General features: G+C 71.4%; 11 protein-coding genes. All 11 read right to left on the reverse strand.

The features are described from left to right. Positions 1-67: 67 nt before the first annotated feature. On the reverse strand, positions 68-1,171 hold the full coding sequence (locus tag ACZ7MY_RS02595) for a hypothetical protein (RefSeq protein WP_499598930.1): 1,104 nt from the start codon (positions 1,169-1,171) through the stop codon (positions 68-70). 162 nt (positions 1,172-1,333) lie between these two features. Next, positions 1,334-3,259 carry a TIGR03960 family B12-binding radical SAM protein gene (locus ACZ7MY_RS02600; RefSeq protein WP_499598931.1) on the reverse strand — a complete coding sequence of 642 codons (1,926 nt, stop codon included), beginning with the start codon at positions 3,257-3,259 and terminating at the stop codon, positions 1,334-1,336. 117 nt (positions 3,260-3,376) lie between these two features. Further along, positions 3,377-4,909: a CYTH and CHAD domain-containing protein gene (locus ACZ7MY_RS02605; RefSeq protein WP_499598932.1), complete on the reverse strand. Its 1,533-nt coding sequence runs from the start codon at positions 4,907-4,909 to the stop codon at positions 3,377-3,379. A 60-nt stretch (positions 4,910-4,969) separates the two neighbouring features. Beyond that, on the reverse strand, positions 4,970-6,166 hold the full coding sequence (gene rodA / locus ACZ7MY_RS02610) for a rod shape-determining protein RodA (protein WP_499598933.1): 1,197 nt from the start codon (positions 6,164-6,166) through the stop codon (positions 4,970-4,972). Beyond that, positions 6,163-8,373 (reverse strand): penicillin-binding protein 2, encoded by a 2,211-nt coding sequence (gene mrdA / locus ACZ7MY_RS02615; protein WP_499598934.1) that lies wholly within the window; start codon positions 8,371-8,373, stop codon positions 6,163-6,165. Before mrdA ends, rodA begins: the two co-directional genes overlap by 4 nt. 85 nt (positions 8,374-8,458) lie before the next feature. Continuing rightward, positions 8,459-9,067, reverse strand: coding sequence for a rod shape-determining protein MreD (gene mreD / locus ACZ7MY_RS02620; protein ID WP_499598935.1), 609 nt, complete (start codon positions 9,065-9,067; stop codon positions 8,459-8,461). Then, complete coding sequence (gene mreC, locus ACZ7MY_RS02625; protein WP_499598937.1) at positions 9,064-10,011, reverse strand: rod shape-determining protein MreC; 948 nt, start codon at positions 10,009-10,011, stop codon at positions 9,064-9,066. Before mreC ends, mreD begins: the two co-directional genes overlap by 4 nt. 122 nt (positions 10,012-10,133) lie before the next feature. Continuing rightward, complete coding sequence (locus tag ACZ7MY_RS02630) at positions 10,134-11,153, reverse strand: rod shape-determining protein (RefSeq protein ID WP_499599351.1); 1,020 nt, start codon at positions 11,151-11,153, stop codon at positions 10,134-10,136. A 315-nt stretch (positions 11,154-11,468) separates the two neighbouring features. Beyond that, positions 11,469-11,882: a nucleoside-diphosphate kinase gene (gene ndk, locus ACZ7MY_RS02635; protein ID WP_499598938.1), complete on the reverse strand. Its 414-nt coding sequence runs from the start codon at positions 11,880-11,882 to the stop codon at positions 11,469-11,471. A 96-nt stretch (positions 11,883-11,978) separates the two neighbouring features. Beyond that, positions 11,979-12,314, reverse strand: coding sequence for a DUF4233 domain-containing protein (locus ACZ7MY_RS02640; protein WP_499598939.1), 336 nt, complete (start codon positions 12,312-12,314; stop codon positions 11,979-11,981). A 24-nt stretch (positions 12,315-12,338) separates the two neighbouring features. Then, on the reverse strand, positions 12,339-13,823 hold the full coding sequence (gene folC, locus ACZ7MY_RS02645) for a bifunctional tetrahydrofolate synthase/dihydrofolate synthase (protein WP_499599353.1): 1,485 nt from the start codon (positions 13,821-13,823) through the stop codon (positions 12,339-12,341). Positions 13,824-13,865 lie beyond the last annotated feature (42 nt).

The following is a 13,865-nucleotide window of genomic DNA, read 5'->3' on the forward strand; positions in this document are numbered from 1 at the left end:
GCGGGTGCGGGCGGCGGGCCTTCGGGCTGTCGCTTGCCCAGTGTCGTTCAGTCCCTCGTGCGTCTGGTCACCCCGGACGGGGTTGCTTGTCGTCTTCCAGATTACTGGGGGTTCCGGCCTTCCGGTTCCCCACGGCGCCCGCAGCGCGCTCCACCCGTCGCGGCGCGCCCGTCAGCGCACTGCGCAGATCGGCCCGCACCCCGCGCACGGTCTCCCGCACCGCGGCCAGCGCGTCGCGCACCACCCGCCGGGCCTCGGCCGCCGCCCGCCGCACCGGCCGCCACACGGGCAGCACGACGGCGCGCCACACCCAGGCCACCGGGACCACCACGACCACGGTGACCAGCCACTTCAGGGCCCTGCCCAGGGCACGCGAGACGTACCCCGCCACCCGCCAGGCCACCAGCAGGGCGTCCCGGACCTCCCTGGCGACCGGCACGAGCACCCGCCGCCACAGGAACAGCAGCGGAACCACGACCGCCCACCGCGCCAGCCACGCCACGGCCACGCCCACCGGCACCAGCACGTACCGCCACAGCCCCACCGCCGGCACCACGACCAGCAGCCGGACCGCCCACCGGAGCAGCCACACCGCCCCGGCGGCCAACGGCACCAGCACACGCCCGTACAGCGCCACCAGGGGCACCACCACCAGCGTCCGGACCGCCCACACCACCCCCGCAGCCACCGGCACCAGCACGTACCGCCACAGCCCCACCGAGGGCAGCACGACCAGCAGCCGCACCCCCCCGGTGGCCAGCGGCACCAGCACACGCCGCCACAGCGCCGCCACGGGCACCACCACCAACGTCCGGACCGCCCACACCACCCCCACGCCCACCGGCACCAGCACGTACCGCCACAGCCCCACCACCGGCACCACGACCAGCAGCCGGACCACCCAGAGCACGGCCGCCCCCACGGCCCGTCCCACCGGGGCCAGCGCGTACCGCCACAGCGCCGCCGCGGGGGCGACCACGCACACCCCGACCAGCCACCGCCCCAACCGCCCCGACGCCCGCCCCGACGCCGCCAGGGCGTCCCACGCGATGCGCAGCGGCAGCACGACCACCAGCGCCACGATCCGCGCCGGCAGCCTGACCGCCACCGTCAGGCACCCGTCCCCGTCCCCGCTCCCGCCGTACCCGCCGGCGCTCCCCCGCTCCTCCATCCCCGAACGGTACGCCCGGAACCCCGCGTTCACCTCCCCCTCCCGGCACGGACCTCCCGGGTCAACGGCCGTGCCGCGGAGCCGGCCTGACGCGTCGTCCCGCCCCGGACGCACGAAGGCCCCCGCCATGCCGGCGGGGGCCTTCGAGTGCTCGGCGAACCGCTACTTCACCACGGTCAGCGGCAGCAGCTTCTTGCCGGTGGGGCCGATCTGGATGGAGGTCTGCATCTGAGGACACACCCCACAATCGAAGCACGGCGTCCAGCGGCAGTCCTCGACCTCGGTCTCGTCGAGGGCGTCCTGCCAGTCCTCCCAGAGCCAGTCCTTGTCGAGGCCCGAGTCCAGGTGGTCCCAGGGCAGGACCTCCTCGTACGTGCGCTCCCGCGTGGTGTACCAGGCGAGGTCGACGCCCTGTTCCGGGAGCGCCTTCTCGCACATGCGGAGCCAGCGGTCGTACGAGAAGTGCTCGCGCCAGCCGTCGAAGCGGCCGCCGTCCTCGTAGACGGCGCGGATGACGGCGCCCACGCGGCGGTCGCCGCGGGAGAGCAGGCCCTCGATGATGCCGGGCTTGCCGTCGTGGTAACGGAAGCCGATGTTGCGGCCGTACTTCCGGTCGCCGCGGATGGCGTCGCGCAGCTTCTCCAGGCGGGCGTCGGTCTCCTCGACGCCGAGCTGCGGGGCCCACTGGAACGGGGTGTGCGGCTTGGGCACGAACCCGCCGATCGACACCGTGGCGCGGATGTCGTTCTGGCCGGTGACCTCGCGGCCCTTCTGGATGACGTTCTTCGCCATGTCGGCGATCTGCAGCACGTCCTCGTCGGTCTCGGTGGGCAGACCGCACATGAAGTACAGCTTGACCTGGCGCCAGCCGTTGCCGTAGGCGGTGGCGACGGTGCGGATCAGGTCCTCCTCCGAGACCATCTTGTTGATGACCTTGCGGATGCGCTCGGAGCCGCCCTCCGGGGCGAACGTCAGACCCGAGCGGCGGCCGTTGCGGGTCAGCTCGTTGGCCAGGTCGATGTTGAAGGCGTCGACGCGGGTGGAGGGCAGGGACAGGCCGATCTTGTCCTCCGTGTACCGGTCGGCGAGGCCCTTGGCGACGTCGGCGATCTCGGAGTGGTCGGCGGAGGACAGCGACAACAGGCCGACCTCCTCGAACCCGGTGGCCTTCAGGCCCTTGTCGACCATCTCTCCGATGCCGGTGATGCTGCGCTCGCGCACCGGGCGGGTGATCATGCCGGCCTGGCAGAAGCGGCAGCCGCGGGTGCAGCCGCGGAAGATCTCCACGGACATCCGCTCGTGGACGGTCTCCGCGAGCGGGACCAGCGGCTGCTTGGGGTAGGGCCACTCGTCGAGGTCCATGACGGTGTGCTTGGACACCCGCCACGGCACGCCGGAGCGGTTGGGGACGACGCGGGCGATCCGGCCGTCGGCCAGGTACTCCACGTCGTAGAACTTGGGCACGTACACCCCGCCGGTGCGGGCCAGCCGGAACAGCAGCTCGTCGCGGCCGCCGGGGCGGCCCTCGGCCTTCCAGGCGCGGATCACGTCGGTGATCTCCAGGACGGCCTGCTCGCCGTCGCCGATCACCGCGGCGTCGAGGAAGTCCGCGATGGGCTCGGGGTTGAAGGCCGCGTGGCCTCCGGCGAGCACGACCGGGTGGTCCTCGGTGCGGTCCCGGGCCTCCAGCGGGATGCCCGCGAGGTCCAGGGCCGTGAGCATGTTGGTGTAGCCGAGCTCCGTGGAGAAGCTGAGGCCGAAGACGTCGAAGGCCTTGACCGGGCGGTGGGCGTCCACGGTGAACTGCGGCACGTGGTGCTCGCGCATCAGGGCCTCGAGGTCCGGCCACACGCTGTACGTGCGCTCGGCGAGGACCCCCTCGCGCTCGTTGAGCACCTCGTAGAGGATCATGACGCCCTGGTTGGGCAGTCCGACCTCGTAGGCGTCCGGGTACATCAGGGCCCAGCGGACGTCGCACTCGTCCCACGGCTTGACGGTGGAGTTCAGTTCCCCGCCGACGTACTGGATCGGCTTCTGCACGTGCGGCAGCAGGGCCTCGAGCTGGGGGAAGACCGACTCGACAGGCATCAGAGGTGTCTTTCGTGAGCTGGCAAGGGTGACCATTCAGCGTAACGCGTCACAGAGGGCTCCCCGGCCGCGTTCGGCGCGGCGCGGGGCGCCTGGTGACGGTCGCCGCGGGACGGTTCAGCCGGACAGCTTGCCGCGGTCCGCCTTGGGCCACTCCTTGGGCAGCTGCCGTTCGGCCGCGGCGGCGAGGTCGCGTTCCAGCTGGTAGAGCACGCCGTACGCGAAGGTGTCCTCGCCCGCCTCGCGGGCGTCGGAGGTGAGGCGCAGGACGGCGTCGCGGCAGATGACGCTGTCCTGGTGCTCGCCGAGCAGTTGCTGCACGGCCTTCATGCGCTTGGTGTGCTTCTTGGCGGGCTTGCGCAGGGCGGGGACGGCCCGGGCGGCCTCGCTGCTGTAGCGGGCCCGTTTGGCGGCCTTGCGGGCGTCATGGAGGGCGAGGTCGCGCTCGTGGCCGGGTTCCCTCTCCAGAGCGGGCTCGACGCGCCGGCGCAGCCGCCGGTGGTCGCGGCTGACGGCCTTGGCGACGGCGGTGGCGGGGGCCTTGGCTCCCTTGAGCAGGGGTGGGTCGGTGAGCAGGGACTCCAGGGTGTCCAGGAGGCGGAAGTAGCGTCCGCTGCCGAGTTCGCGCAGGAGTTCCTTGCGGGCGCCCTCGTGGACGGGGGCGTCGCCGCCGATGCGTGCGGTGAGGGTCTCGGTGACGAGTTCCTCGGGGAGCTCCGCGAGGCGGTCGCCGAGGCGTTCGGCGAGGACCTCGCGGTCGCGTTCGAGGCCCAGGACCCCGGCGAGCCATTTCAGCTCGTCGCCGACGGGGTCGGTCACCTCGCGGTCGAGTTCGCGGCGGAAGGACTTGAAGGCGCTGCGCAGCCGGCGGGTGGAAACCCGCATCTGGTGGACGGAGTCCGGCTCGTCGCGGCGTACCTCGGGGTCCCAGTCGGTGATGGCGGTGATCTGCTCGTGGACGTAGGCGAGGGCGACGTCCCCGGCGGTGCGGGGTGAGGAGGGCGGCTGCGGAGGCCGGGGGGCGGCGGTCAGGCGGTCGCCGAGGGCGTGGGCGAGCTTGGAGGGGGACTTCGAGCGCCGTAGCCCGGCGGCGCGGAGCCGCTTCTCGACGGCGTCGAGGAGGGCGGTGTCGCCGTCGAGGAGTTCGGTCTCGACCTCGGTCCAGGCGTTCTCCGCCCCGTCGGCGTGATCCAGGACGGTGGCGCGGACGTCGTCGTGGGCGATCTCGGCGAGGGGCGTGCCCTCCGCGTCGACGAGGTGGAGTCTGGTGCGGGAGGTGTGCAGCCGGACGACCGGGACGAGCTCCCGGTCCCGGATGACGGCGGTGACCTCGGCGAGCAGGGGTTTGGGCACCCTGGGGCCGCCCTTGCGGCCCTGTTTGCCGAGGGGCGCGTGCACCTCGGTGCGGGTGTCGGTCTGTGAGGTGGGCAGTTTCAGGTGCCAGCCGGCGTCGTCGCCGCCGGTGCGGCGGCGCAACGTGATCCGGTGGGTGGCCAGCCGCAGGTCGGACGTGTCGATGTAGACGGCGTCCAGTTCTGCGGGTTCCAGGACGCGCACGGCCGCGACCCCGGGCAGACCTTCGAGATCGGGTTCGCCGGTCTGCTCGGCGGCCTCGTACTTGCGCTCGGTCTCCGCGACACGCTTCCCCATGTCAGGAACCTAATCGCGGGTTCGCCCGGCCGCAATGGTGCGTTCACCCGGTGGACGGCGTCAGGCCGACATGGGCCGCTTCATGTGGATGGCCTGCAGCAGTCCGATCGCGATCCAGACCGCGAACATCGACGATCCGCCGTACGAGACGAAGGGCAGCGGCAGACCGGCCACGGGCATGATGCCGAGGGTCATGCCGATGTTCTCGAAGGACTGGAAGGCGAACCAGGCGACGATGCCGGCGGCGATGATCGTGCCGTACAGGTCGGTCGCGTTGCGGGCGACGCGGCAGCCGCGCCACATGATGACGCCCAGCAGCACGATGATCAGGGTCGCCCCGACGAAGCCGAGTTCCTCGCCCGCCACGGTGAAGACGAAGTCGGTCTGCTGTTCGGGCACGAACTGCCCGGTGGTCTGGCTGCCGTCGAAGAGGCCCTTGCCGAGGAGTCCCCCGGAGCCGATGGCGATGCGCGCCTGGTTGGTGTTGTAGCCGACGCCCGCGGGGTCGAGGGCGGGGTTGGCGAAGGCGGCGAAGCGGTCGATCTGGTACTGGTCGAGGACGCCGAGCTGCCAGACCGCGATCGCGCCGCCCGCGCCGGCGGCGATCAGGCCGAGGACCCAGCGGTTGGAGGCGCCGGAGGCCAGCAGCACGCCGAGCACGATGACGGCCATGACCATGACCGACCCGAGGTCGGGCATCAGCATGACGATCGCCATGGGCAGTATGGCGAAGCCGAGCGACTGGGCGACCGTCCGGTGGTCGGGGAAGAGGCGGTCGCCGGCGTCGACCCGGGCGGACAGCATCATCGCCATGCCCAGGATGATGGTGATCTTGGTGAACTCGGAGGGCTGCAGCGAGAAGCCGCCGCCCAGCACGATCCACGCGTGGGCGCCGTTGACCGTGGAGCCCAGCGGGGTCAGCACCGCGGTCACCAGCAGCACCGAGATGGCGTAGAGCACCGGCACCGCGCCGCGCAGCCGGCGGTGGCCCAGCGCCACCGTGCCGGCGGCGAGGGCGAAGCCGATGGCGGTGTTGAGCATGTGCCGCAGCAGGAAGTAGTACGGGTCCCCGTGCGTGAGCTCCGTGCGGTTGCGCGTCGCCGAGTACACCAGCGCGGTGCCGATCAGGGAGAGCGCGAGTGCGGCGCCGAGCAGCAGCCAGTCCATCCGGCGCACTATCGAGTCCCTGGCCAGGAGCTTGCCCAGGGTGCCGCGCTCGGGGGTGAAGCGCCGCGCCCCGTAGCCGTGCGCGCTCATGACCGGTACCTCCTGCCCGCCAGGAGCTTCTCGCCGCGGTCCGGGGGCAGCGCGGCGGTCGCCAGCACGACGTGGCCGGGCGCGGCGGGCCCCTGCGGCACGTCGGCCCAGGCCGCCTTGGTGACCCGGATGGTGCCGTCGGCGTCGATCTTCGGCAGCTTGCTGAGGGGGCGCGGCAGCAGGGCCTTCTTGTTGTCGATCGCCCCGTCCTTCTGGACGCCGTACATGGCCTCGTAGATCTTGCGGACGGCCGGGCCGGAACCACCGGAACCGGTACCGCCCTGGGAGATCGTCATGACGATCGCGTAGTCCTTGCTGTACGTCGTGAACCACGAGGTGGTCTGCTTGCCGGCGACCTCCGCGGTACCGGTCTTGGCGTGCAGCGGGATCTTGTCCTGCGGCCAGCCGCCGAAACGCCATGCGGCCGTACCGTGGGTGACGACGCCCTCGAGGGCCTCGTTGATGTACTTCAGGGTGTTCTTGGTGGCCGGGGCCTTGCCGTTCACCTTCGGCTTGATCCGGGTGACCTTCTTGCCGTCGGCGCTGATGATCGCCTTGCCGATGGTGGGCTGGTAGAGCGTGCCGCCGTTGGAGATGGCCGAGTAGATGTTGGCCATCTGGATCGGGGTGACGAGGGTGTCGCCCTGGCCGATGGCGTAGTTGACGGAGTCACCGGCGCGCATGACGTAGCCGTCGACGCAGTTCTCGCGCGCGATCTGGCTGGCGTAGTCCTGCTTGTCGCTCTTGGCGACCTTGCACCAGTAGTCCTTGTTGGCCTCGTAGTAGTCGCGCTTCCACTGGCGGTCCGGGATCCGGCCGGTGACCTCGGAGGGCAGGTCGATGCCGGTCACCGAGCCGAGGCCGTACTCCTTGGCGGTCTTGTAGAACCAGTCCTTGGGGTGCTTCTTGGGCTTGGTGCCGCCGTCCTTGAGCCACTGGTCGTACGACAGGCCGTAGAAGACGGTGTCGCAGGAGATCTCCAGGGCGTGGGCGAGGGTGATGGAACCGGCGCTCTCGCCCTCGAAGTTGTTGAAGACCCGGCCGCCGATGGTCATCGACGACGGGCAGGGGTAGCGCCCGTTGATGTCGTAGCCGGCCTTCACGGCGGCCGAGGTGGAGATCGCCTTGAAGGTCGAGCCGGGGGCCGACTGACCCTGTATGGCCCGGTTGAGCAGCGGGAAGTTGGACTTCTTGCCCGTCAGCTTGGCGTAGTCCTTGGCGGAGATGCCGCCGACCCAGACGTTCGGGTCGTACGTGGGGGCGCTGGCCATCGCGATGACCTGGCCGGTGTGCACGTCCATGACGACGACCGCGCCGGAGTCCGCCTTGTAGAGGCTGCCGGTGACCTTGTCGAAGGTCTGCCGGGCGACCTTCATCGCCTCGTTGAGCTCCTTCTCGGCGACCGCCTGGACGCGCGCGTCGATGCTGGTGACCAGGTGGCTGCCGGGCTCCGCGGCGGTCTCGCCCGCCTTGCCGATGACCCGGCCGAGGTTGTCCACCTCGTAGCGGGTGACGCCGGCCGTGCCGCGCAGCTCGCTGTCGTAGGTGCGCTCCAGACCGGAGCGGCCGATCTGGTCCGAGCGCAGCAGCGACCGGCCCTTCTTCTCGGCGGCGGTCAGCTCGTCGTCCGTCACGGGCGAGAGGTAGCCGAGGACCTGGGAGGTGTTGGACCCGAACGGCGCGGTGTAGCGGCGCACGGCGGTGGGCTCCGCGGTGATGCCGGGGAAGTCCTCGCGGCGCTCCATGATCTGCAGCGCCTGCTGGGTGGTGGCCTCGTCGGTGATGGGGATCGGCTGGTACGGCGAGCCGTTCCAGCAGGGCTTGGGGGTCTGCGAGTCGCAGAGCCGGACCTTGCCCAGGACCTCTTCCGGCTTCATGTGCAGCACGTCGGCGAGCCGGGTCAGCACCGCCTTGCCGTCGTCCTTCTGCTTGAGCAGGTCGGTGCGGCTCGCGGAGACCACCAGCCGGGTCTCGTTGTCGGCGAGCGCCACGCCCTTGTCGTCCAGGATCGACCCGCGGACGGCGGGCGCGACGACCTCCTGGACGTTGTTGCTGTTGGCCTGCGCCGTGTACTCGTGGCCGTCGCGGATCTGCAGGAACCACAGCCGCCCGCCGAGGGTGAACAGCAGGGACAGGACGAGGATCTGCAGGACCACCAGCCGGATCGTGACCCGCGGCGTCCGCCCCGTCTCGGGGATGTTGCTCACGCCGCCCCTCCCGCTTCTCCACCCGCTCGGCACGACAGCGCGTGCCTCGTCGTCGGCCGCCCCCCGGCGGCCTCGCGTGCGCCGCTCACAGCCGCCGGCCTCCCTTGGCGACGCTCCCCACCCGGCCCAGGAGGCTCGAGCGCTGGCCGCCGATGCGGGCGCCGAAGCCGGGGCCGGAGGCGTCCTCCGTGAGCGAATCGCCCTGGAACCGGCGGGCCAGCGCCATGATCCACGGCACGGTGAACGGTGCGAGCAGCAGGTCGTACAGGGCGGCGGTGAACAGCAGTTTGCCCAGGCCGACGTGCTGGGCCGCGGTGTCGCCGACGAGGGCGCCCACGGCCGCGTACAGCACCGTGGAGCCGATGGCGGCGCCGACCACGACCAGCATCGGGCGGGTGGCCGACCGCAACTGGCCGCCGTCCGGCTTGACCAGGCCGGCGATGTAGCCGACGACGCACAGCACGAGGGCGTAGCGGCCCGCGGCGTGGTCGGCGGGCGGGGCGAGGTCGGCGAGCAGTCCGGCACCGAAGCCGATGAGGCAGCCGGCCACGTGACCGTACGTCAGTGCGAGGCCGAGGACGACGAGCAGCAGCAGGTCGGGCACGGCGCCGGGCAGGTGGAGGCGGGCCAGGACGCACACCTGGACGACCATGCCGGCGACCACGAGGCCGGTGGAGAACAGGATGCGCTTCATCGGACCTCCTCCTGTCCGTAGAGCGAGGACTGAGAGGGGTTCACGCTCGGCGTCGCGGTGACGGTGACCGTCGGGACGGGCTTGGGCCCGGCCGGCAGCACCGAGTCGCGCGGGTCCTTGCGCGGGCCCTGGACGACGACACCGACGATGTCGAGCTTGGTGTAGCCCACGAACGGGGTGACCTCGACCGTACGGGTGAGGCCGCCGCCGGCGGGGTCCACCTTGACGACCGTGCCGACCGGAACGCCGGGCACGAACGGCTTGTCGGCCTGGGAGCCGAAGGTGACCAGGCGCGAGCCCTTCTTCACGTGGGCCTTGCCGTTGAGGAGCTGCACCCGCATCGGCCGGTTGCCCTGGCCCGTCGCGAAGCCCAGCTCGGAGGTCTTCTCCAGCCGCGTGCCGACCGTGAAGTCCGGGTCGCAGGCGAGCAGGACGGTCGAGGTCGACGGGCCGACGGTGGTGACCCGGCCGACCAGGCCGTCCCCGTTGACCACCGTCATGTCGCGCTGGATGCCGTCGTTGGCACCGGAGTCGATGGTGACCGTCCAGGAGAAGCCCTGGGCGGCTCCTATCGCGATGACCTGCGCGCCCTTGACCCGGTACTGGCCGGCTCCGGCGAGCTTGAGCAGCTTGTCGAGTTCGCGGGCCCGCTCGCGCGTGACGTCCTTGCTGCCGAGCTGCTGCTTCAGCTCGGCGTTCTCCCGCTCCAGTTCGCTGATCCGGCTGCTCCGGTCGCCTGAGTCGCGTACCGCGTCCACGGCGTTGTCCACCGGGTCGACAGCCGCCGCGACCCCGTCCTCGACGGGGCCGAAGACGGCGGCCGCGGCGGACCGGGCGCCGTCCAGCGGTGAGTCCTCACCGCCGCGGATGTCGACGGTGATCAGCGCGAAAGCGATCGCCACCAGCAGCACCAGCAGAAGCCGGCTCTCTCGTGTGTCCCTCACGGGGGCCAGTCCGTGCCTTCCTCGTCAGAGCGTGTGAGCCCGTGGGCCCGACGGGCCCGCCCGGGAGGTAGAACGATCCGGCGTACGGGCGGGACTTCACCCGTACGACGGATCGTGAGGACTCATCTGCGCGGCTGCGCGTCCAGGACCTGCTGCAGCGCCTCGAACTCCTCGACGCACTTGCCGGCGCCGAGGGCCACGCAGTCCAGCGGGGACTCGGCGATGTGGATCGGCATGCCGGTCTCGCTGCGCAGCCGCTCGTCCAGGCCGCGCAGCAGCGCGCCGCCGCCCGCCAGGACGATGCCGCGGTCCATGATGTCGCCGGACAGCTCGGGCGGGCACTTGTCGAGGGTCGTCTTGACCGCGTCGACGATGGCGTTGACCGGCTCCTCGATCGCCTTGCGCACCTCGGCGGCCGAGATGACCACCGTCTTGGGCAGGCCGGAGACCAGGTCGCGGCCGCGGATCTCGGTGTGCTCCTCGTTGTCGACCGCGAAGGCCGAGCCGATGGTGAGCTTGATCGATTCCGCGGTGCGCTCGCCCAGGAGGAGGCTGTACTCCTTCTTGATGTGCTGGATGATCGCGTTGTCCAGCTCGTCACCGGCCACCCGGATGGACTGCGCGGTGACGATGCCGCCGAGCGAGATGACGGCGACCTCGGTGGTGCCGCCGCCGATGTCGACGACCATGTTGCCGGTCGCCTCGTGGACCGGGAGCCCGGCGCCGATCGCGGCGGCCATGGGCTCCTCGATGATGTGCACCTGGCGCGCGCCGGCCTGGGTGGCGGCCTCGATGACGGCGCGGCGCTCGACCCCGGTGATGCCGGAGGGGACGCAGACCACGACGCGGGGGCGGGCCAGGTAGCGCCGCTTGTGGATCTTGAGGATGAAGTAGCGCAGCATGCGCTCGGTGATCTCGAAGTCCGCGATCACCCCGTCCTTGAGGGGACGGACGGCGACGATGTTGCCGGGGGTCCGGCCGATCATCTTCTTCGCTTCGGAGCCGACCGCCAGGATGCCGCCCGTGTTGGTGTTGATGGCGACGACGGATGGCTCGTTGAGGACGATCCCGCGACCCCTGACGTACACCAGCGTGTTGGCGGTGCCGAGGTCGACAGCCATGTCACGGCCGATGAACGACATGTTGTTCGCCATGAGGATACGTCTGGCCTTCCCGAGCTGGAGCGATGTGGGGGTGAGCACGGCGGGTGCGCTGCTGTGCGCTGAGCCGGAGGAGCGGAGATTCCATCGTAGTCGCGCCCGCCAGGGCACGGGGTCAGGGTTCCGCCGCCATTGTCATCAGAACACACAGCTGTCCTCAGCAATGGTGACGCCGTGTCGGCGGATTTGGTTCCCCCGAACCCCCGGCATATGCCTTCGGGCGGCCGGGAAATTTCCGGCCGCCCGTTGAGCTGATCGGGCGTCAGCGGCGGATTCGGGGCGAATCGCCGCGGGGGATCAGGCCAGGCCGGGGAAGAAGATCTTGATCTCGCGCTCGGCGGACTCCTCGGAGTCCGAGGCGTGGATCAGGTTCTCCCGGACGATGGTGCCGAAGTCGCCGCGGATCGAGCCGGGCGCGGCCGCGATCGGGTCGGTGGGGCCGGCCAGCGCGCGCAGCCCCTCGATGACCCGCTCCCCCTCGGCGACCAGGGCGACGACCGGACCGGAGGCCATGAACTCCACCAGCGGCTGGTAGAAGGGCCGGCCGACGTGCTCGGCGTAGTGCTGCTCGAGGATCGTGCGGTCGAGCGTGCGCAGTTCCAGCGCGGTGATGCTCCAGCCCGCCTTGCGCTCGATGCGGCCGAGGATCTCGCCGACCAGGCCACGGCGTACGGCGTCCGGCTTGAGAAGGACGAGGGTGCGCTGGGACACGGTGTGACTCCTATGTGCGGGATGCGGGTACGACGACATTACCGGTGATCCCCACGGCCCACGGCACCCCCTCGGCCGGGGGCCCTACGGCTGCTCTCAGGCCGGCTGCGCGGCACGCGCCGCCTTGGCCTCGTCCACCTTCCGGCCGAAGTGGACGGCGGCCCACCACAGCGCGGCGAAGACCGCGCCGAGGAAGAACATCACCGGGACGACGAAGCCGCTCGCGATCAGCCCGGCCTGCAGCAGCCAGCCGACGGCCAGGGCGCCGCGCCGGCCGAGCATGCCGCACAGCAGCACGCACAGGGCCATGGCGATGCCGCTGACCGTCCACACCGTGCCGGTCGTCAGCTCCGGCTGCTTCATCGCCACCAGACCGGCGAAGCCGATCACGAAGAACTCACCGATCAGGGTGCTCGCGCACAGGGTCCGCATCCGCTTGGTTTCGCTTCCTGCTCGTCACTTGCGGCCCAGCAGCAGCCGGGCCTCTCCCACGGTGATCACCGATCCGGTGATCAGCACCCCGGCGCCGGAGAACTCCCCCTGCTCCTCGGCGAGCGTCACGGCCGCCTCGATCGCGTCGTCCAGCCGGGGCTCGACCTGCACGCGCTCGTCGCCGAAGACCTCGACCGCGAGGGCGGCCAGCTCGTCCACGTCCATCGCGCGGTGGGTGGAGTTCTGGGTCACCACGACCTCGGCGAAGACCGGCTCGAAGGCCTCCAGCAGGCCCCGTACGTCCTTGTCGCCGCTCGGCCCGACCACGCCCACCAGGTGGGTGAAGCCGAAGGCCTCGCCCACGGCCGCCGCCGCAGCCCGGGCGCCCGCCGGGTTGTGCGCCGCGTCCAGCACCACGGTGGGGCTGCGGCGCACGACTTCCAGGCGGCCCGGCGAGGTGACGGCGGCGAAGGCGGTGCGGACGGTGTCGACGTCGAGGGTGCGGGCGTGCACGGTGCCGATGCCGAAGAATGCCTCCACCGCGGCGAGCGCCACGGCCGCGTTGTGGGCCTGGTGCTCACCGTGCAGCGGCAGGAAGACCTGCTCGTACTCCCCGCCCAGGCCGCGCAGGGTGAGCATCTGCCCGCCGACGGCCACCTCGCGGTGCACGACGCCGAACTCCATGCCCTCCCGGGCGACCGTCGCGTCCACCTCGACGGCCCGCTTCAGCAGCACCTGGGCCGCCTCCATGGGCTGCTGGGCCAGGACGACGGTGGCGTCCTTCTTGACGATCCCGCTCTTCTCCACCGCGATCTCGCCGGGCGTCGCGCCCAGGCGGTCGGTGTGGTCCAGGTCGATCGGGGTCACGACGGCGACCGTGCCGTCCACCACGTTGGTCGCGTCCCAGCTGCCGCCCATGCCGACCTCGACGACGGCCACGTCCACCGGGGCGTCGGCGAAGGCGGCGTACGCCATGCCGGTCAGCACCTCGAAGAAGGACATCCGGTACGGCTGGGAGGCGTCCACCATCTCCACGTACGGCGTGAGGTCGCGGTAGGTCTCGATGAACTTCTCCGCCGCGATCGGCCGGCCGTCGAGGCTGATCCGCTCGGTGACGGACTGCACGTGGGGGCTGGTGTAGCGGCCGGTGCGCAGGTCGAAGGCGAGCAGCAGCCGCTCGATCATGCGGGCGGTGCTGGTCTTGCCGTTGGTGCCGGTGATGTGGATCGAGGGGTAGCTCCGCTGCGGCTCGCCCAGGATGTCCATCAGCGCGTTCATCCGGTCCAGGGACGGCTCGAGCTTCGTCTCCGGCCAGCGGCCCGCCAGCTCCGCCTCGACCTCGCGAAGGGCCTTGTCGACCTCCGGGTCGGTGGGGCGGGCGGGGACGCCGTCGTCCTGCGGCACCGGTCCGCCGGCCCGGAGGGTGCGGCTGCCCGCCTCGATCACCGCCAGGTCGGCCTCGCGGCCGGGGTCGGTGTCGGCTTCGTCCTCGTCGCCGCCCAGACCCATCGCGGCCAGCGGGTCGGAAAGGGGCTCGTCGTTCTCGGGGCG

The organism is Streptomyces sp. NPDC111520, from assembly GCF_055635295.1.

Coding starts and splice junctions, on each gene's coding strand:
- ACZ7MY_RS02595 (WP_499598930.1), bottom strand. CDS start 1,171: ATGGAGGAGCGGGGGAGCGCCGGCGGGTACGGCGGGAGCGGGGACGGG.
- ACZ7MY_RS02600 (WP_499598931.1), bottom strand. CDS start 3,259: ATGCCTGTCGAGTCGGTCTTCCCCCAGCTCGAGGCCCTGCTGCCGCAC.
- ACZ7MY_RS02605 (WP_499598932.1), bottom strand. CDS start 4,909: ATGGGGAAGCGTGTCGCGGAGACCGAGCGCAAGTACGAGGCCGCCGAG.
- rodA (WP_499598933.1), bottom strand. CDS start 6,166: ATGAGCGCGCACGGCTACGGGGCGCGGCGCTTCACCCCCGAGCGCGGC.
- mreD (WP_499598935.1), bottom strand. CDS start 9,067: ATGAAGCGCATCCTGTTCTCCACCGGCCTCGTGGTCGCCGGCATGGTC.
- ACZ7MY_RS02630 (WP_499599351.1), bottom strand. CDS start 11,153: ATGTCGTTCATCGGCCGTGACATGGCTGTCGACCTCGGCACCGCCAAC.
- ACZ7MY_RS02640 (WP_499598939.1), bottom strand. CDS start 12,314: ATGCGGACCCTGTGCGCGAGCACCCTGATCGGTGAGTTCTTCGTGATC.
- folC (WP_499599353.1), bottom strand. CDS start 13,823: ATGGGTCTGGGCGGCGACGAGGACGAAGCCGACACCGACCCCGGCCGC.